Annotated in this window: 19 protein-coding genes and 1 tRNA gene; 8 read left to right on the top strand and 12 right to left on the bottom strand. The window is 62.7% G+C overall.

The genetic code is table 11. The annotated features are described in order from the left end of the window. Positions 1-119 precede the first annotated feature (119 nt). The gene (locus FJ417_RS03140) at positions 120-1,748 is read left to right on the top strand and encodes a recombinase family protein (protein WP_140782437.1); all 1,629 of its coding nucleotides are present in this window, start codon (positions 120-122) and stop codon (positions 1,746-1,748) included. On the opposite strand, the gene FJ417_RS03135 is transcribed toward FJ417_RS03140, so the two are convergent. Beyond that, positions 1,705-1,781 (bottom strand) — tRNA-Met (locus FJ417_RS03135). The two genes, FJ417_RS03140 and FJ417_RS03135, sit on opposite strands and share 44 nt — an antisense overlap. Before the next feature lie 252 nt (positions 1,782-2,033). Here FJ417_RS03135 and FJ417_RS03130 point away from each other — a divergent pair. Further along, on the top strand, positions 2,034-2,999 hold the full coding sequence (locus FJ417_RS03130; RefSeq protein WP_140653227.1) for a Gfo/Idh/MocA family oxidoreductase: 966 nt from the start codon (positions 2,034-2,036) through the stop codon (positions 2,997-2,999). Between the two features lie 35 nt (positions 3,000-3,034). Here FJ417_RS03130 and mnmA read toward each other — a convergent pair whose 3' ends face one another. Then, complete coding sequence (gene mnmA / locus FJ417_RS03125; protein ID WP_140782419.1) at positions 3,035-4,225, bottom strand: tRNA 2-thiouridine(34) synthase MnmA; 1,191 nt, start codon at positions 4,223-4,225, stop codon at positions 3,035-3,037. 254 nt (positions 4,226-4,479) lie between these two features. On the opposite strand from mnmA, the gene FJ417_RS03120 reads away from it, so the two are divergent. Then, on the top strand, positions 4,480-4,755 hold the full coding sequence (locus tag FJ417_RS03120) for a DUF1153 domain-containing protein (RefSeq protein ID WP_006203587.1): 276 nt from the start codon (positions 4,480-4,482) through the stop codon (positions 4,753-4,755). Positions 4,756-4,823: 68 nt separating this feature from the next. Here FJ417_RS03120 and FJ417_RS03115 read toward each other — a convergent pair whose 3' ends face one another. Further along, positions 4,824-5,750, bottom strand: a complete 927-nt coding sequence (locus tag FJ417_RS03115) for an NADP-dependent oxidoreductase (protein WP_140782418.1) — start codon at positions 5,748-5,750, stop codon at positions 4,824-4,826. A gap of 90 nt (positions 5,751-5,840) precedes the next feature. On the opposite strand from FJ417_RS03115, the gene FJ417_RS03110 reads away from it, so the two are divergent. Further along, positions 5,841-6,242 (top strand): helix-turn-helix domain-containing protein, encoded by a 402-nt coding sequence (locus FJ417_RS03110; RefSeq protein WP_140653233.1) that lies wholly within the window; start codon positions 5,841-5,843, stop codon positions 6,240-6,242. 83 nt (positions 6,243-6,325) lie between these two features. Here FJ417_RS03110 and FJ417_RS03105 read toward each other — a convergent pair whose 3' ends face one another. Next, the gene (locus FJ417_RS03105; protein ID WP_140645772.1) at positions 6,326-6,703 is read right to left on the bottom strand and encodes a flagellar export protein FliJ; all 378 of its coding nucleotides are present in this window, start codon (positions 6,701-6,703) and stop codon (positions 6,326-6,328) included. Between the two features lie 448 nt (positions 6,704-7,151). Here FJ417_RS03105 and ctrA point away from each other — a divergent pair, with 448 nt between their 5' ends. Then, entirely contained in the window at positions 7,152-7,847 is a 696-nt protein-coding gene (gene ctrA, locus FJ417_RS03100) for a cell cycle two-component system response regulator CtrA (RefSeq protein ID WP_006203583.1), read from the top strand. 69 nt (positions 7,848-7,916) lie between these two features. On the opposite strand, the gene FJ417_RS03095 is transcribed toward ctrA, so the two are convergent. Beyond that, a complete protein-coding gene (locus FJ417_RS03095; RefSeq protein WP_140645773.1) occupies positions 7,917-8,285 on the bottom strand; it encodes a response regulator in 369 nt (122 codons plus the stop codon). Positions 8,286-8,508: 223 nt separating this feature from the next. Next, complete coding sequence (locus tag FJ417_RS03090) at positions 8,509-9,138, bottom strand: histidine phosphotransferase family protein (RefSeq protein WP_140645675.1); 630 nt, start codon at positions 9,136-9,138, stop codon at positions 8,509-8,511. A gap of 382 nt (positions 9,139-9,520) precedes the next feature. Between FJ417_RS03090 and FJ417_RS03085 the strand changes: the two genes are divergently transcribed. Continuing rightward, positions 9,521-10,057, top strand: a complete 537-nt coding sequence (locus FJ417_RS03085) for an EipA family protein (RefSeq protein WP_226892233.1) — start codon at positions 9,521-9,523, stop codon at positions 10,055-10,057. Positions 10,058-10,191: 134 nt separating this feature from the next. Continuing rightward, positions 10,192-11,331, top strand: a complete 1,140-nt coding sequence (locus FJ417_RS03080; RefSeq protein WP_140782417.1) for a hypothetical protein — start codon at positions 10,192-10,194, stop codon at positions 11,329-11,331. A 24-nt stretch (positions 11,332-11,355) separates the two neighbouring features. Here FJ417_RS03080 and FJ417_RS03075 read toward each other — a convergent pair whose 3' ends face one another. The 6 genes from FJ417_RS03075 to FJ417_RS03050 all read right to left on the bottom strand — a co-directional run bounded on the left by FJ417_RS03075 (position 11,356) and on the right by FJ417_RS03050 (position 16,111). Continuing rightward, positions 11,356-12,162, bottom strand: coding sequence for an RNA methyltransferase (locus FJ417_RS03075; protein WP_140782416.1), 807 nt, complete (start codon positions 12,160-12,162; stop codon positions 11,356-11,358). 55 nt (positions 12,163-12,217) lie between these two features. Continuing rightward, entirely contained in the window at positions 12,218-12,556 is a 339-nt protein-coding gene (locus FJ417_RS03070; protein WP_140645679.1) for a metalloregulator ArsR/SmtB family transcription factor, read from the bottom strand. Positions 12,557-12,714: 158 nt separating this feature from the next. Next, a complete protein-coding gene (locus FJ417_RS03065) occupies positions 12,715-13,485 on the bottom strand; it encodes a HugZ family protein (RefSeq protein ID WP_140782415.1) in 771 nt (256 codons plus the stop codon). Positions 13,486-13,522: 37 nt separating this feature from the next. Next, a complete protein-coding gene (locus FJ417_RS03060; RefSeq protein WP_140782414.1) occupies positions 13,523-14,710 on the bottom strand; it encodes a CaiB/BaiF CoA-transferase family protein in 1,188 nt (395 codons plus the stop codon). A 6-nt stretch (positions 14,711-14,716) separates the two neighbouring features. Further along, positions 14,717-15,478: a 3-hydroxyacyl-CoA dehydrogenase gene (locus FJ417_RS03055; RefSeq protein WP_140782413.1), complete on the bottom strand. Its 762-nt coding sequence runs from the start codon at positions 15,476-15,478 to the stop codon at positions 14,717-14,719. Positions 15,479-15,505: 27 nt separating this feature from the next. Beyond that, complete coding sequence (locus tag FJ417_RS03050) at positions 15,506-16,111, bottom strand: N-acetyltransferase (protein WP_140645683.1); 606 nt, start codon at positions 16,109-16,111, stop codon at positions 15,506-15,508. Between the two features lie 307 nt (positions 16,112-16,418). Between FJ417_RS03050 and FJ417_RS03045 the strand changes: the two genes are divergently transcribed. Continuing rightward, a complete protein-coding gene (locus FJ417_RS03045; RefSeq protein ID WP_140782412.1) occupies positions 16,419-17,405 on the top strand; it encodes a glutathione S-transferase family protein in 987 nt (328 codons plus the stop codon). Positions 17,406-17,412: the final 7 nt, after the last annotated feature.

Below are 17,412 nucleotides of genomic sequence, written 5' to 3'. Positions count from 1 at the left end.
ATCGCACAAACGGCTCTTGCGCCAAGTGCCTGACAGAGCGATTCTGCGCCTTGCAAGCGCTCTCGCGCGCCAAGCGGCCCGCGAAGATCACGAGCGTGAACAGGCCGAGAAGATACATCATGAATCGAACCGCGATCTACGCACGCTTCTCAACCGATCTTCAGAATGAGCGATCGATAGACGACCAACTCGCGCTATGCCGGACGTATGCCGAGCGTGAGGGGTTGAACGTTGTCGCAACGTTCGAAGACCGAGCTCGCTCCGGCGGCTCCGTCATGGGCCGTGAGGGTTTGTTACAACTGATGGACAAAGCTCGTGAGCACGAATTTGATGTGCTCGTCGTGGAGGCACTTGATCGCCTCTCTCGCGACATGGAAGACCTTGCGGGCATTCACAAGCGCCTTTCATTTCTTAGCATCGAAATTCGTGCTGTCCACGAGGGCGTGGTGAACACGGTCTTGGTCGGGCTTCGCGGTCTGGTTGGGCAACTCTATCGAGAGGACATCGCTCACAAGGTTCGGAGAGGCCAAGCGGGCCGAATCAGCAAGGGACTCCACGCCGGTGGATTGACTTACGGCTACTCCTACGTGCTGGGCGACCCTGGAAAGCGCCTTATCATGGAGGAGGAAGCGGATATCGTGCGTCGTGTTTTCAAGGAGTACGTCGACGGACAGACACCGCGTGATATCGCCCACAATCTAAATAGAGACCGCATACCGCCGCCTCGTGGGCGAGCCTGGAATGCCTCTACTATCAATGGAAATGCGCAGAGAGGGACGGGGCTCCTTCACAATGAGCTTTATGCAGGCCGCTTGATCTGGAACAGGGTCAGGATGATCAAGGATCCTGATACAGGGAAACGTGTCTCGCGTCCGAATCCCAAAGGTGAATGGCGGATAGTTGAAGTTCCCGATCTTGCCATTGTTTCGCCCGAGCTGTTTGACGCAGCACACGCGCGGAAGAAGGCGCGCGCAATCACCCATCCAAGCCATCAGCGCCGACCACGGCATATGTTGGCGGGGCTTCTGAGGTGCGGTGCCTGTGGTGCGGGAATGTCGTCAAAGGGCATGGACAATTCCAAGCGCGTTCGTATCCGCTGCTCCGCTGCGACAGAAAGCGGAACATGCGCTGATCCTAAGACTTTTTATTTGGATACCGTCGAAGCTGCAGTTCTGAACGGGCTTACCACCGAGCTGCGCCACCCTGAAGTGATTGCCCAGTACGTCCAGACGTACCACGAAGAACGGAAGCGCTGGGCAGCCGACACCGATGCCAGGCGCACTCGTTTGGAGCGACGGCTTGGAGAACTATCTCGGGAGATCGAGCGGCTGGTCAACGCTATTGCCAAGGGCCACGGCGACCCAGCCGTACTGGGACCGCAATCAACAACGCTGCATGAAGAGCGTAAGTCCATTTTGGCAGAGTTGGATCAGGTGCCCACCGCGGCCGGAGTGGTCGCGCTGCATCCTGCGGTGCTGGCACGCTACGAGGAACAACTGAACCAGCTTCAGGCAGGGCTTGCCAAGGGTATTGCTAGCGGTGATTCCGAATCTGCAGAGGCGATGCGGGACCTGATCGAGACCGTCACGGTGTTTCGAGATCCGTCGAAGATCGGCGGGGTTGAAGTCGAAATCGCTGGGCGGCTAACGGCCCTCTTGGGCGAGGGTGCTTTCCCCCACGGTGTCAAAGGAGTGGGGGGAATGGTGGTAGCGGGAGAGGGACTTGAACCCCCGACCCCAGGATTATGATTCCCGTGCTCTAACCAACTGAGCTACCCCGCCAGGGTGGCAAATGGCCCGAAAAACCGTCCTGGATGGATGGGTGTTTCAAGGCGTTCGCCAAGGTCGCGCGGATATAAGGTTGCGAGGGTGAGCGTGTCAAGCTTCGAAGCGGCCGACATGCCGGCATAATCCGGCCGGCATAATCTCATCCCAGAAAAGCTTTGCCGGACAGACACTCAAGGCATGTCCCGGGGTTGAGTTCGGCGGGGCACGTCGCTATGTCTCGGCCATGAAATTCTAGAGTTTGAGCGAATGAAGCCGCGCATCGCCGTCCTCGGTTGCGGATACTGGGGCAGCAACCATATCCGCACCCTCAAGGCGCTTGGCGCGCTCCATGCCGTTTCCGACGTCAACCGCGCCCGCGCTGAAGGTTTCGCCAGCGAGCAGGACTGCCTGGCGATCGAGCCGGACAGGCTGTTCGAGCGAACCGATATCGACGCCATCGTCATGGCGTTGCCGCCGCAATTCCATGCCGACACCGCGGTGCGCGCGGTCGAAAGCGGCAAGGACGTGCTGGTGGAAAAGCCGATCGCCTTGACGGTCGTGGATGCCGAGCGCGCGGTGAAGGCGGCTAAAGACAATGGCCGCGTGTTCATGGTCGGCCATGTGCTGCGCTTTCATCCGGCTTTCGAGACGCTGAAGGCGCTGATCGACAATGGCGAGCTCGGCGAAGTGCGCTACATCCACTCGCACCGGCTCGGCCTCGGCAAGTTCCATACCGAAAACGATGCGTTGTGGGACCTTGCGCCGCACGATTTGTCGATGATCCTCGCCATCACGGGCACCGAGCCGATCGAAGTGAGGGGCGAGGGAGCGGCGCTGCTCGACAATCTCAGCGACTTCGCGCATCTGCACATGCGCTTCCCGAACGGCCTGCGCAGCCATCTCTTCGCCTCGCGCCTCAATCCCTATCGCGAGCGGCGGCTGACGGTCGTCGGCACCAAGGCGATGGCGGTGTTCGACGACGTCGAGCCCTGGGAGCGCAAACTTGCCGTCTACCGACACGCGGTCTGGCAGGACAGCGGCCAGTGGGCCTTCACCGCCAATGAGCCTGCCTACGTGCCGGTTGGCGAGGGCATGCCGCTGACGCGCGAGCTTGCCCATTTCATGCAGTGCATCGAGACTCGCGCCGAGCCGCGCACCGATGGCGAGGAAGCGATCAGAGTGCTGCGCATCCTGACCGCCGGCACGGTGATCCACACCGGTTCGTCCGCCTGAGGCGTCAGGAAACGGCGGCGATAAGACTGAGAAACTTATTCGGCTGGGATCTGCGCCGGCCTTGCGGCAAGCCTGGACAACATAGCCTCGGCTTCCGCGCCTCGTTCCGAGCGCTCGATGAAGCCGCCGCCGAGCACCCGCGCCTCGTTGCCGTCGTCGGAATAAAGCACGCAGGCCTGGCCCGGCGCGATGCCCGACTCGCCGTCGGTCAGTTCGACGGAGGTCACGCTGTCGCGGTGATGCAGCACGGCCGGACGCGGCGGCCTGGTCGAGCGGACTTTGGCGAAAAGCTCGATCCCGCCGGCCGGAACGTCCGACAGCGGTCCATCGCCCAGCCAGTTCATGTTGCGCAGATAGATCTTGTGCGTCTCCAGCGCCTCGCGCGGGCCGACGATGACGCGCGCCCGGTCGGCGTCGAGATGGACGACATAAAGCGGCTCGCCGGACGCGATGCCGATGCCGCGACGCTGTCCGATCGTGTAGCGCAGAATGCCCTCATGGCGGCCGAGCACGCGGCCGTCGATATGCACTATGTCGCCCGGATTGGCGGCGGCCGGCTTCAGCTTGGCGATGATGTCGGAATACTTGCCCTGCGGCACGAAGCAGATGTCCTGGCTGTCCTGCTTGGCGGCGACAGTCAGGCCCATCTCCTCGGCAATGGCGCGGACCTGCGGCTTCGACAGGCCGCCGAGCGGGAAGCGCAGATAATCGATCTGCGCCTGCGTGGTGGCGAACAGGAAATAGCTCTGGTCGCGGTCGGCGTCGACCGGACGGTAGAGCGCGCGATGCGCGCCGTTGGCGCGCGAACGGATATAGTGGCCGGTGGCCAAGGCGTCGGCGCCGAGATCCTGGGCGGTGGCCAGAAGATCGGCGAACTTCACCGTCTGGTTGCAGGACACGCAAGGGATCGGCGTCTCGCCGGCGACATAGCTCTCGGCAAACGGATCGATGACCGCCTTGCGGAAACGCTCCTCATAGTCGAGCACGTAATGCGGGATGCCGAGCGTCTCGGAAACGCGGCGGGCATCGTCGATGTCCTGGCCGGCGCAGCACGAACCGGCACGGTGCGTGGCCGCGCCGTGGTCGTAAAGCTGCAGCGTCACGCCGACGACGTCATAGCCTTCGCGCTTCAGAATGCCTGCGACGACAGACGAATCGACGCCGCCCGACATCGCGACGACGACGCGGGTTTCTTCGGGGCGGCGGGGAAGATCGAGGCTGTTCATGGTGCTTTCACTGTGCGGCGCTCAATGCCAATGGCCGGAATATAGGTCAAGCCCCACGTGTGCGCCAGCTTGCGGCGCAAGACGAGCCTACCGGCAAAACCAAGGCCTGGGGGCCGGTGTTTCAAATTCTAAACGAAATCCTAACCAGGCGTTCATGATCCTTACCTAGTGATTAGGGTTCGCTTAGGCAATTTTTAAAGCTGTGGCGGTACTGTGGCGGGGATTGGGTCTTTGAGTTTTTAGTAGAGAGTACGATGACCGATCTGGTTAGACCTAGAGTCAAGTATGTTATTGGGCCTGACGGCAGCCCTCTTACGATTGCAGATCTGCCGCCGACGAACACTCGGCGCTGGGTTATCCGGCGCAAGGCGGAAGTGGTCGCCGCGGTACGCGGCGGCCTGCTCAGCCTTGAGGAAGCCTGCCAGCGCTACAAGCTCACAACCGAAGAATTTCTCTCCTGGCAGGCATCGATCGACGAATACGGCCTTGCCGGGCTGCGCACCACGCGGATCCAGCAATACCGCCACTAGGCCAGACAGCTATTAAACGTAAGGGCGCGGAACACCGCGCCCTTTCGCCTTTTGAAGCGGTCTTCCACTCAAACAGTCAGCACGACCTTGCCGATGGGTCGGGCCGCAAGGAAGGCATGGGCGGCCGCCGCCTGATCGAGCGGGAAAGCTTTGGCCACGTGCGGCATCAGCTTTTTGGCGTCGACCAGCCTGGCGAGTTCGACAAGGCCCTCGCGATCGGGCACCACGGACATGCGCTCGACGCGGACACCGCGCGTCTTGGCCTTCGCCCTGGTGGCGTCGTGAACGTCGAGCAGCGACACCAGCACGCCACCATCACGCACCACCTTCAGCGACTCGCCGACATGGTCGTCGCCGATAGGGTCGAGCACAAGATCGACATTGCCGACCTGTTCGACGAAGTTGCCCTTGGTGTAGTCGACGACGTCGTCGGCGCCGAGCGAACGGACGAAGTCGAGCTTGTTCGGGCTGGCTGTAGTGATGACATAAGCGCCGCGCGCCTTGGCGATCTGAACCGCCAGATGGCCGACACCGCCGGCACCGGCGTGAACCAGCACGCGTTGCCGCGCCTGCAGGCCGCCATGGCGCCCGAGGCCTTGCCAGGCCGTCAGTCCGGCCAGCGGCAAGGCCGCAGCCTGCGCATGGTCGATGGCGGCGGGCTTCGCAGCGATCTCGTCCGCCGGCGCCGCGGCGAGCTCGGCATAGGCTCCAGCCTGTTTGGGGAAATGCGGCATGCCGAACACGTCGTCGCCGACCTTGAAGGCGGTCACGCCGGGGCCGAGCGCCGCGACGGTCCCCGAAATGTCCCAGCCCAGGATGAAAGGCGGTTCGCCAAGCAACGGATAGAAACCGCCGCGCACGGCGCCGTCGACCGGGTTGATGCCCGCCGCCTTGACGCGGACGAGCACTTCACCGGATCGGAGCGCCGGGTCGGGCTGCTCGGCCACGAAAAGCACCTCGGGTCCGCCGACGGAAGTCTGGATAACGGCACGCATGAACGCCTCCTGTTCGATGAATGTGCCGCTATCATTTGGATAGTAATATTTGATTGTCGAGTATGTACCTTTTCTATATATAGATACCTCATGGATAGTGAAGACAGATCGCCATTCGGCTACGACGCGTTCCGACGCACCTGCCCGTCGCATACGGTGCTGGAGATGCTGGCCAGCAAATGGGTTTATCTCACGGTCTGCGCGTTGCGGCGCGGGCGGCTGCGCAATGGCGAGTTGGCGCGCAAGCTGGAAGGCATCACGCCCAAGATGCTGACGCAGACGCTGCGCGTGCTGGAGCGCGACGGCCTCGTGCGGCGCGAGGTGTTTGCGGTCATCCCGCCGCGCGTGGAATATGAACTGACGGAACTTGGCCAGAATCTGGCGGGGCTGCTTAGCCAGATACGCTCCTGGGCGGAAGAGCATGCGCCGGAAATCAAGGATGCCCGGGCCCGGGCATCGGCCGATCATGGCGAGATGGGGGCTGTGCCGTGAAGACGGCGAGTCCGATTTCTGCCGATTGCCGGTTCTGAAGATGCCGGAGATATCTCCGGCATGAGTGCAAATATGCCAGGCGATCAGCCGATCATGGCGCTGCGGCCGCCAATTTCGGTTTCGCGGATCTTGGTGTCTCGCGATTCCAGCATCTCCGCCTTGGACAGCTCCGCTTCAGCTTCGCCGAGTAATGATTCGGCGGTGCTTCGCTGCTGGGCGAGGTCGCTTTGTGAGTTCCTGAGGTTGTCGCGGCGCAGGCGAGCCGCCTTGGCGAAGGTCGGATAGGCGAAATGGTTGATGTCGGTGATGCCGGCTTTTTTCTCTTCGGCGATGATCTGCGCTTCCAGCTCGACGGCCATGCGCTCGAACTCGGCGATCATCATGTCCAGCTGCAAGAGCTGGCGCCGCTTCTCATTCACCTGAAACTGCTTCAGTCGAACGAGGTTTTCACGTGACTTCATGATTCGATACTCCGCAAACGCACACCTGCAATACCGCCCAGTCCGCCCGGAACGACCCAAGCGCCGCCCGTTTCCCCCGGCTTTCCCTGGGCTATGGGAAACAAAGCCCTAAAGATTTTTGCCGACGGTAACCATTCGTTTACGGGCATTGTTAATCATACGGGCGAGGACTTAAGGCCGGGTAAAAATTCCGGCTGCGGCGGGAAGCCCGGGCCAGCGAGTCTCTGGAGTCACTTAGGCTGACTTATTAATGTGGTGCATTAGCGATTTTGGTCTGTGATTCGTTATTAGATTCAAGTGGGTGTAGAAAGGGGTTAAAAAATCTGGTATCGTGGATGACACGAAATTAGGATTTGTTAACCAGTCGGTGGCACCTTCTGTTCAGGCAATCACTGCTCCGGTCCCGGACGGGTCGTGACACGGTCCGGCAGCAGAAAAGGGGAATGAAATGCGTGTTCTGCTGATTGAAGATGACAGTGCAACCGCACAGAGCATCGAACTGATGCTGAAATCGGAAAGCTTCAACGTCTATACGACCGATCTCGGCGAAGAAGGTGTCGATCTCGGCAAGCTCTACGATTACGACATCATCCTTCTGGATCTCAATCTCCCCGACATGTCGGGCTATGAAGTCCTGCGGACGCTGCGCCTCTCCAAGGTGAAGACACCGATCCTGATCCTCTCCGGCATGGCCGGTATCGAGGACAAGGTGCGCGGCCTGGGCTTTGGCGCCGACGACTATATGACCAAGCCCTTCCACAAGGACGAGCTGGTGGCGCGCATCCATGCGATCGTGCGCCGCTCCAAGGGCCATGCCCAGTCGGTCATCACCACGGGCGACCTGGTGGTCAATCTCGACGCCAAGACGGTCGAGGTCGGCGGCCAGCGCGTGCACCTGACCGGCAAGGAATACCAGATGCTGGAGCTGCTCTCGCTGCGCAAGGGCACCACGCTCACCAAGGAAATGTTCCTCAACCATCTCTATGGCGGCATGGACGAACCGGAGCTGAAGATCATCGACGTCTTCATCTGCAAGCTGCGCAAGAAACTCGACGCGGCGTCCGGCGGCCAGAACTACATTGAGACGGTGTGGGGCCGCGGCTATGTGCTGCGCGAACCGGAAGATATCCGCGTCAGCGCGTAAACGATCCAAGTGATTCGAACGAAAACCCGGCTCAGGCCGGGTTTTTTGTTTGAAAACGGTCTCGGCGAATCAGGCAGCTATCTTCAGGACGCGGAAGCTTTCGAGCAGTTGCGCACGGTTGAAGGGCTTCAGCAGATAGCCCTGGGCGCCGGCGCGCTTGGCGCGCATGATCGCAGCCACATCGACTTCGACCAGCGAGATCAGGATCTGCGGCCGGGCAGAGCTTTCGATGGCGCGGATACGGCGAATGAGGTCGACCGCCTGGATGTCGGCAAGACCACCGTCGATGACGATGACATCGGGCATCTCGCCGGCGCAAATCTCGGCAGCCTCGACCCCGGTCGAGGCCTCGACGACAATCATGTCCGAGCCGCCAAGAATGCGTTTTGCGACCTTCCTGATGACGCTCGAATCATCGACGAACAGGCAGCGCTTCATATCCGGGGTCCTCTTTGCCATCTGCCGAACCGGCAACTTCCGGCAACCGGAAAGCACCATAGGCCAATCTGGTAAAGAAGCCGAAAAGCCGTTAGGTAAAGTTTTTCCAAACGAGCGTCTCGCGCCGTTTTGACGCGCAGCACCGTTACATGCATTAAGGCCGGCATTGCTCGACCTGCACTGCCAGCACAAATATTAACAATAGAATATACTTCGGCTTTTCTTATGCAGCCGTCAACACGATCTCGTCGGCGGTCGCGTGGATCGAGATCGTCATATTGGCCTCGCGCGCCAGAAGCAGCGTATAGTAGGGCTGGACCGAATGGGCGTCGATCGGCTCCTCCGGCTTGTGGCCGGAATGCAGTTCGAGGAATTTCGGCGGCACGCGCAGCATCGGGCCACCGGCCGCCAGCGAAAAACGCGGCTCGGTTTCGAGACTTTCCAGCGTGACCACCAGCTTGCCGCCGCGCGGTATGGCCGCGTTGGCGACGAGAATGAGGTTAAGCAGCAGCTTGACCTTGTTCTTGGGCAAGAGCGCTCGGGGGCCGTTCCACACCAGTTCCGGCTTTTCGTTCTTCAGGAAAGCGATGGCCACGGCCTCGGCATCGCCGGTGTCGATCATCATGCCGGCGGAACCCGCGGCGCCGAAGGCGATGCGGGCAAACTGCAATCGCGCCGAGGCGTTCTTGGCGCTCTGGCGAATGAGCTTCATGGCGTCTTCGTCGGCGCCGCCTTCGTCGAGCAGCTCAAGGCCGTTGTTGATCGCGCCCACCGGTGAAATGATGTCGTGGCAGACACGGCTGCAAAGCAGCGCCGCGAGATCTGGCGCGGAAAGAGTGAAAAGCTCGGCCATCGGCGAAATCCCTGCTTAAGTCACTTGTTCATGGCTGAGCGACCGTTTTCGCGCCTGCCCACACGAATCACGCTCTTTTCCAAGACTTTCTGAATACACAGGGCCTGAGCGCGCATCAACAAATCCAAAATTGCCGACGGCGAAAATGGTGTGTTCGCGGGGGAAACCCGCCGCCGGAGCACAAGCGCAGCCTTCGAACCGCCATCTTCGTGTGGGAGCTTAATGGTTGAAAAAGGATTACGGCATAGTTTGCCCGTGATAGCCACTCCGAACGGCCGGCAAGAGCCGCAGGGGTGCGAGGCGTCGGCGAAAGTGCTCCCTGACGGAGATTGGAAGCATGTTTTCCCGATACTACGACCGGACGTTCGTCCGTGTCCTCGCCATGACCATCACGCTCCTGGGGGCTCTTGTCCTTTCGACCGCTGCGTCACGGGCCCAACAGTACACCGCTCAGGAGATCGTCGATTCCGGTCATAAATTCTTCGGCGAGACGTCCGGCGGCCTGGCCACCGTCGTCGAGAAGATCTTTGCCTCCTACGGCCTGCCCAACGGCTACCTGCTGGGCGAGGAAGGATCCGGCGCCCTGATCGGCGGCCTGACCTATGGCGAGGGGACGCTCTACACCAAGAACGCCGGCGACCATAAGGTTTTCTGGCAAGGTCCGTCGCTCGGCTGGGATTTCGGCGGCGAGGGATCGCGGGTGATGATGCTGGTCTACAACCTCGACGACATCAGCAGCCTCTATAACCGCTTCGGCGGCGTTGCCGGCTCCGCCTATGTCATTGCGGGCGTCGGTTTCAACGTATTGCAGAGCAACCGGGTGCTGATTGTGCCGATCCGTACCGGCGTAGGTGCCCGTCTCGGGGTCAATCTCGGTTATCTGAAGCTCACCGAAAGGCCGACCTGGAACCCGTTCTGATCGGATTGCGCTCGCTACAATCGCTCGGACAGTGCTGATCGCGCTGCGGCAAACTCTTGCCGCGGCGTTGAATTTCCGCCATGCCAAGGCGGCACAATCCAGCGATTGCCGCTCCGTAAAGTGGATAGCACGCCTTGGTCCAGTCGGTTCTGTTCTTCGTACTCGGTTTCCTTTGCGCCGTTTTTCTGGTGTCGCTGGTCGCGCCGGCGGTCTGGCGGCGGGCCGTCGTCCTGACGCGCAGGCGCCTCGAGGCTTCGCTGCCGCTGACGCCAGCCGAAATCCAGGCGGACAAGGACCGGGTCCGGGCGGAATATGCCATGACGACGCGCCGGCTGGAGATAACCGTCAAGAACCTTCAGGAGAAGGCGGCCGAACAACTGGTGGAGATCGGTCGCGGGCGCGAGGCCTTGAAGGGACTGACGGTCGAAAGGAAAGACAAGAACCAGGCGCTCTCCGATCTGCAGGCAAAGAATGCGGAGCTCAGGCAGCGCGAGGAGGATCTGCACCGGCTGTCGGAAAAGCACGTACAGACGGAGCGGGCGCTGGAAAAACGCGCGCTGGAGTTGCAGAAGCTCGAGCAGATGTATGACGACGCCAGCTTCTCGTCCTCGAACCGCCAGATCGAACTGGTTGCCCGCGAATCGGAGCTGGAAAAGCTCGCCAGCGACATTGCGTTGCTCAAGGGCCAGCGCAAGGAGGCGGACCGGCGCAATCAGGAGATCGCGTTGGAAAGCAAGGCCGCGCGCGAAGCGTTGAAGGCGGAGAAGAAGAAAACGGCCGAGCTCGACAAGAAGGTCGAGCGGCTGCTTGCCACGCTTGCCGATCGCGAGGAAAAGCTCGACCGGCGCGAGAAGGACCTCGCTCGAATGCGCGAACGTTCGAAGGAGAGCGCCGCGAACGGCGTCGCGCAGCTGGCTGCCGGCACGGATACGAAAGGCGACAATGTCGACAAGGCGATCGCCAGGCTCGAGGGCGACCGGGAACGGCTGGAGGCAAGGCTGACGGCGCTGGCGCGCGAGAACAAGCGGCTGAAAACCGATCTTGCAGCCTCCGGGACGGCAATGCCCGAAGCGGCGGGCGACGCGCGCTCCGGCGCCGGCCTTCGCGAACAAATGAACGAGCTGGCCGCCGAGGTGGTCAATCTGACGATGAAGCTGGACGGGCCGGACTCGCCTATCGCCAAGGCCCTGGCGGGTGAGGGGCAGCAAAATGGGCGCGGCGTCAGCCTGGCCGACCGGGTGAGGGCTTTGCAGAAGGCCGGCTCGGCCAACTGAACGACACGACCGCCGTTATTCAGCCTATGCGTCGCCGGCTTTCGAAAAGCGATGCAGGGCTATTGCCGACGCGGTGGCGACGTTCAGGCTGTCGAAACCTTCCGCCATTGCGATCCTCACCGTTTGCAGCCGGGCAAGCAGATGCCGGGGCAGGCCTTCGCCTTCGGTGCCGAGATAGAGCGCCAGGCGCGCCGAGCGCTCCGCGGCGCGGATGTCGATATTTCCGCGTGGCGAGAGCGCGAACTGGCTGAAGCCGAGCCGATCGAGCGTCGCGGTGAAGGTTCCGGTATCGCCGAAGGTGGCGAAGGGAACCTTCAGCGCCGCGCCGACCGAAACACGGATTGCCTTGCGGTACAGTGGATCGCAGCACGTCCGGTCGAGCAGTACCGCGCCCGCGCCGAAGGCGGCCGCATTGCGGAAGATCGCCCCCATATTGTCGTGATTGGATATGCCGACCAGGACGACGGCCAATGCGCGACCGGGCAAGGTCTCCACCAGAGTCTCGGCGGGCGCCGGATCGCCACGCATGCCGATTGCCAGGATGCCGCGATGCATGTGGAAACCGGCGATCCGGTCCATGACCTCACCCGCGGCGACATAGACCGGAAACTCGGGAGGCGCCTTGCGCAAGATCTCCTGCACGCCCGCCAGCCTGTTTTCGAGGATCAGGGCCGATTCGGCGGCGAAGCGCCCAGTCGACAACAGGAGGTCCAGCACCACCTTGCCTTCGGCGACGAAGCGGCCATGCCGGCCGGCGAGATCGCGCTCGCGGATATCGAGATAGGCAGCGACGCGCGGGTCCTGAGGATCGTCGATGGGGATGAGGTTCATGCAAATCTCGCCGGCAAAAAATGCCAGCGAGGTAAGAGGCTTTGGATGGCGCGGGTCAAGCCCCGGCGCGGCGCAGCCGATAGGCCATCTGGGAGAGGTCGCCGTCGCCGAAAATGCCTTCCAGCATGCGCAGCAATTCGCGCACCGCCTCGGATTTGCAGGAATAGTAAATCATCTGGCGGTCGCGCCGGGTTTCGACAAGATCGAGCGCCCTCAGCTTGGCGAGATGCTGCGACAGCGCGGATTGGCTGAGTTGCACCTTCTCGGCGATGGCGCCGACCGACATTTCATCGTCGATCAGATGGGCCACGATCAGCAAGCGCTTTTCGTTGCCCATGAGGGTGAGAAAGGCGGCCGCCGATTCCGCATTGGCGATTAGCTTATTTGAGATCATAGATCCCCCAAGGGTCTTGGCTCATCCAGGCGCCAGGGGGCAATGGTGCCTGATTCCGCGATGTTCAGATGTCGATGGGCGCTGCTGAATCAGCGTCACTACAAGGGTAGATCATTTCGTCCAAATCTCAAGCGTTGCTTTCGCCGCAGTGCGATCAACTATCGCTCTTGCTCCGCGGCGCGTCCCGCCTTTGCCATCTCGACAAACGCCGAACGCAATTCGCGCGCGCTTTGCAGAGACCGGGGAAAGAAAATCCTGCAGGTCGCATCGGCGGCGGCGAGATCCATGCCATCGGGATCGAAACCGGTGGCGATCCAGCCGTCGCCTTCGGCGCGACCGAAATGACGGGCATAAAGGGCAAGCGCGTCGCGATGGTCGGCATTCATGTGATCGAGTGCCGCCTGTTCGCTGCCGGCGAACTCCTCGACAAGGGCGGCGCCGTTGATGAAATCGTCGCGGTCGAGAAGAAAGGCCTTGCCGAAGCCGCCGTTCAGGCCGGCGCGTTCGGGCTCGAGCCGGAAGAACGAGAAGTCGCCGAGCCCGGCATAGAGCCTCGCCTTCGGATTGCGGTTGAGGTAGCGCCGTTCGGCGCGGATCTGATCGGCCGATCCCCGCTCCAGCCGCAAGGCGCGGCACGCCAGGCTGATGCGCGGATGCGCCAGCGGGTCGCCCTTGCCGGGCTCGCCAAGCAGCAGCGAACAGCGCGGATCGGCGAGCAACGCACCGGTGTGCGTGGACAGCATCGAGATCAGGATCAGCGGCGCGCCGTCGACGTCGGTGGCGACGCCAACCCGGCTTGCCAGCGGCGCGCCGGTGCCAGGCTCGATCGCCGCGAGCGCGCCGAAACGCGCCGCGCGGATCAGGGTTTTCGCCAGCCTGATCGCCTCTGCGTCGGTCTCGCGGATGACGTCCTTCTTCGGTTCGGTCACAAGCGCACCCGAGATAAGCTGATTTTCGTTCTCCGGTTTATCGACCGAATACACCCGCCTTTGCAAGCGCTCCGATCTCCTCTTCGCTCAAGCCGAAACGGGTCAATATGCCCGAGGGCTCGCGATCGGCGACGGCCGGAGCTGCGGCAAGCGCTTGTGCGCCTTGCGAGAAACGCGGCGCCGGCGCCGGGCGATCGAGTTCGCCGGACTTCACGAAGCCTTGCCTGGCGCGATTGTGCGGATGGTTCCTGGCTTCGACCAGGGACAGGACGGGCGCCACGCAGGCGTCCGTCGCGGCGAAAAGCTCGGCCCATTCGTCGCGCGTCTTTGCCTTGATCCGGCCGGCAATGGCGGCGCGCATCGCGGGCCATGACGACTTGTCGTACTGGCTGCCGACAAAATGCCCGTCGAGCGGCAGCAGCCTGGCGAATTCGTCGAAGAAGCGCGGTTCGAGACAGCCGACGGCAACGTGCCTTGCGTCCGCCGTCTCATAGGTATCGTAGAAAGGCGCCCCGGAATCGAGCAGGTTCTCGCCGCGCCTGTCGCTCCACAGACCCGCCGCCATATAGGCGTGAATGGGTGCGGCGAGCATCGAGGCTCCCTCGATTATCGAGGCATCGACCACCTGGCCCTTTCCGCTGCGTGAGCGCTGGAAGAGAGCGGCGAGCACGCCCGCGATCAGCATCATGGCGCCGCCGCCTTGATCCGCGACGAGGTTGAGCGGCGGCACCGGCGGCGCGTCCTGCCTGCCGACCGCGTGCAGGAGGCCCGCATAGGCGAGATAGGTGATGTCGTGCCCGGCTCGCCCGGACAGCGGCCCGTCCTGGCCGAAGCCGGTCAGGCGACCATAGATCAGCGCCGGATTGCGCTGGAGAACGACATCCGGTCCCAGCCCGAGCCGCTCCATCACGCCGGGGCGGAAGCCTTCGACGAGCAAGTCGGCCTGTGCCGCAAGGCGCAGCACCAGTTCCGCGCCCGCCGGGCGTTTGAGGTCGAGCTTGAGGATGGAACGGCCGTGGCGGTCGAGATCGTATTCTTGCGGTAGGCTCAGGAGCGGCTGGCCAGCGTCGGCACGTTCGATGCGCAGTACCTCGGCGCCCATCTCGGACAGCATCAGGGCGGCAAGCGGCACCGGACCGAGCCCGGCCATCTCGATCACTTTGAGGCCAGCGAGCGGGCCGGTCTTTCCGGCGGCAGCACCGGCGCGTGTCGGCGAGCCATTCATCCTCGCTTATTTCGGCGCCATGCGGATGGCGCCGTCGAGGCGGATGGTCTCGCCGTTCAGCATCTGGTTCTCGACGATGTGGAGGGCAAGTGCTGCATATTCCGACGGCTCGCCGAGCCGCGGCGGGAAGGGCACGGAAGCGCCGAGCGAATCCTGCACTTCCTGCGGCATGCCTGCCATCATCGGCGTCTTGAAGATACCGGGCGCGATGGTGCAGACGCGAATGCCGGAGCGGGCGAGATCGCGCGCCACAGGCAGCGTCATGCCGACGACGCCGCCCTTGGAAGCCGCGTAGGCGGCCTGGCCGATCTGGCCGTCATAGGCGGCGACGGAGGCGGTGTTGACGATGACGCCGCGCTCGCCGCCGGCGAGCGGATCGAGTTTCGCCGCCCGGTCGGCGACGAGGCGGATCATGTTGAAGGTGCCGATCAGGTTGATCTCGATCACCTTGCGGTACTGGTCGAGCGGATGCGGTCCGTCCTTGCCGATCGTCTTCACGCCGATGGCGATGCCGGCGCAATTGACCAGGATGCGCGGCGGCCCAAGCCTTTCAGCCACTTCGGCGATCGCGGCGGCAGCGCCGTCGCCGCCGCCGACATCGCATTGGACGGCAATGCCGCCGATGTCGGCCGCGACTTTCGCCGCGCGCTCGATGCCCACGTCGAGGATGGCGACACGGGCGCCCTTGGCCGCCAACGCGCGCGCCGTCGCCTCGCCAAGGCCCGATCCGCCGCCGGTGACGATCGCGATCTGGCCGTTCGGGTTCATGCAAGCCTCCCAGGATTTCGAATTATGCTACGAGGCGCGCAAGGGAGGCGCAACCGCCATAGCCGGATCGATCGACGACTGCGCCGTGGCAGCCGACCGCGCCAAGGCCGGCGCAAGTTCGGCAACCCTCGCCGTATTGGCGTGACAGACATCGCCGGCAAAGCGAGCGACGGCCCCGGGCTTGATTTCGTGATGCAGCAGGCGGTCGAGATCGACCGGGCGCGGCATGGTGATCTGCCCGCGCGGAAAGCGCTTGAAGCCCAGCGGCCCATAATATGGCTCGTCGCCGACCAGGATCACGGCCGGCGCGCCGGCTTTCCTGGCCGCCTCCAGCGCGATCGCCACCAGCTTGCGGCCGATGCCGAGATTCTTGTAGGCGGGGCGCACCGCAAGCGGGCCGAGCATCATGGCGCGACCGGCGCCAGCGGCCACGCGCGTCATGCGCACGGAAGCGATGACCGTGCCGTCCTTGACGGCGACGAAGGACATCGAGCGGTCATGTCCGCCGGCCTCGCGGATCTTGTAGGCGGCAAGCACGAAACGACCCGGGCCGAAGGCCTCGTCGTTGATGGCTTCGATTTCAGGGTCATGCGCCGGGGTTTCCGGCAGGTATTTCACGTCGGCAAGGCTCATGGTCTTTGCGTTCCGGTATACGAGGAAGGTTTGCTGCAAGCGGCAGCGTTCGCCAGTCAGCGCTACTTAAGCGCGGGCGCCCTTTCGTCGTCGGTCGAACCGGATCGAGGCAAAGTCGAACATGGGCGCCTCCGCTAGCACCAATTCTGCGCCGCTGCAATCGGTGCTTTCCGGCTTTCTTTGCCTCGCGCGCCGAACTTGTCCGTCTCCGACCGGTTTCGTCATTTGACGAACTGTTCAGCGCCTGAGGGCTTCGCCGGCCCGGTCATCAACCTAGATAATCTCCAACCGCAAGGGAGATTTTCGCATGGGATTGCTGATCGAAGGCAAATGGCAGGATCGCGCGCCGAACACCGACAGCGGTGGGCGGTTCGTGCGGACGGAGTCGCAATGGCGCGACTGGATTACGCGCGATGGCAGGCCGGCCGAAGGGCGCGCACGCGGCTTCAAGGCGGAACCCGGCCGCTATCACCTCTATGTCTCGCTCGCCTGCCCATGGGCGCATCGCACACTGATCTTCCGTGCCCTGAAGAAGCTCGAGGACATCATTTCGGTCTCCGTGGTGCATCATTTCATGGGCGAGAACGGCTGGACCTTCAAAGCCGAGGACGGCGCCACCGGCGACACGCTCTACGGTCTCGATTTCCTGCACCAGATCTATGCCAAGGCCGATCCGGCCTATTCAGGCCGTGTGACGGTGCCGGTGCTGTGGGACAAAAGGCAGCAGACCATCGTGAACAACGAGTCCTCCGAGATCATCCGCATGCTCAATTCCGCCTTCGACGAATGGGGCGATGCCGGTCTCGACTTCTATCCGGCGGCGCTGCGGGCGGAGATCGACAAGATCAACGCGCTGGTCTATCCGGCGATCAACAACGGCGTCTATCGCGCCGGCTTCGCCACCGCGCAGAAAGCCTATGAGGAAGCGTTCGGCGAATTGTTCTCGGCGCTCGATACGATCGAGGAGCGGCTTTCGAACCAGCGCTATCTGGCCGGCGAACGCATCACCGAGGCCGATTGGCGGCTGTTCACGACGCTGGTTCGTTTCGATCCGGTCTATGTCGGCCACTTCAAATGCAACCTGCGCCGCATCGCCGACTATCCGAACCTGTCGAACTATCTGCGCGATCTCTATCAGGTGCCCGGCGTCGCGGGCACGGTCGACCTGCATCACATCAAGGCGCATTATTACGGCAGCCACGGGTCGATCAATCCGACGGGAATCGTTCCGGCAGGGCCTGAGCTTGATTATGCCGCGCCGCATGACCGTAACAGGTTCAGGAAGGCGGCTTGAAATCCAT

Origin of the sequence: Mesorhizobium sp. B3-1-7, assembly GCF_006439385.1 — a bacterium.
In the GTDB taxonomy this organism is placed as follows: domain Bacteria; phylum Pseudomonadota; class Alphaproteobacteria; order Rhizobiales; family Rhizobiaceae; genus Mesorhizobium.
Note: the sequence above shows the minus strand (reverse complement) of the source record. Positions and strands in the feature narration are given on the sequence as shown.

Excerpts from the sequence above, each read along its gene's own strand:
- FJ417_RS03070 (WP_140645679.1), bottom strand. The coding sequence starts at position 12,556 with ATGATCTCAAATAAGCTAATCGCCAATGCGGAATCGGCGGCCGCCTTT.
- FJ417_RS03050 (WP_140645683.1), bottom strand. The coding sequence starts at position 16,111 with ATGAGCCTTGCCGACGTGAAATACCTGCCGGAAACCCCGGCGCATGAC.
- FJ417_RS03045 (WP_140782412.1), top strand. The coding sequence starts at position 16,419 with ATGGGATTGCTGATCGAAGGCAAATGGCAGGATCGCGCGCCGAACACC.
- FJ417_RS03110 (WP_140653233.1), top strand. The coding sequence starts at position 5,841 with ATGGATAGTGAAGACAGATCGCCATTCGGCTACGACGCGTTCCGACGC.
- FJ417_RS03055 (WP_140782413.1), bottom strand. The coding sequence starts at position 15,478 with ATGAACCCGAACGGCCAGATCGCGATCGTCACCGGCGGCGGATCGGGC.
- FJ417_RS03090 (WP_140645675.1), bottom strand. The coding sequence starts at position 9,138 with ATGGCCGAGCTTTTCACTCTTTCCGCGCCAGATCTCGCGGCGCTGCTT.
- mnmA (WP_140782419.1), bottom strand. The coding sequence starts at position 4,225 with ATGAACAGCCTCGATCTTCCCCGCCGCCCCGAAGAAACCCGCGTCGTC.
- FJ417_RS03095 (WP_140645773.1), bottom strand. The coding sequence starts at position 8,285 with ATGAAGCGCTGCCTGTTCGTCGATGATTCGAGCGTCATCAGGAAGGTC.
- FJ417_RS03075 (WP_140782416.1), bottom strand. The coding sequence starts at position 12,162 with ATGAACCTCATCCCCATCGACGATCCTCAGGACCCGCGCGTCGCTGCC.
- FJ417_RS03115 (WP_140782418.1), bottom strand. The coding sequence starts at position 5,750 with ATGCGTGCCGTTATCCAGACTTCCGTCGGCGGACCCGAGGTGCTTTTC.
- FJ417_RS03060 (WP_140782414.1), bottom strand. The coding sequence starts at position 14,710 with ATGAATGGCTCGCCGACACGCGCCGGTGCTGCCGCCGGAAAGACCGGC.
- FJ417_RS03085 (WP_226892233.1), top strand. The coding sequence starts at position 9,521 with ATGACCATCACGCTCCTGGGGGCTCTTGTCCTTTCGACCGCTGCGTCA.
- FJ417_RS03105 (WP_140645772.1), bottom strand. The coding sequence starts at position 6,703 with ATGAAGTCACGTGAAAACCTCGTTCGACTGAAGCAGTTTCAGGTGAAT.
- ctrA (WP_006203583.1), top strand. The coding sequence starts at position 7,152 with ATGCGTGTTCTGCTGATTGAAGATGACAGTGCAACCGCACAGAGCATC.
- FJ417_RS03130 (WP_140653227.1), top strand. The coding sequence starts at position 2,034 with ATGAAGCCGCGCATCGCCGTCCTCGGTTGCGGATACTGGGGCAGCAAC.
- FJ417_RS03120 (WP_006203587.1), top strand. The coding sequence starts at position 4,480 with ATGACCGATCTGGTTAGACCTAGAGTCAAGTATGTTATTGGGCCTGAC.
- FJ417_RS03140 (WP_140782437.1), top strand. The coding sequence starts at position 120 with ATGAATCGAACCGCGATCTACGCACGCTTCTCAACCGATCTTCAGAAT.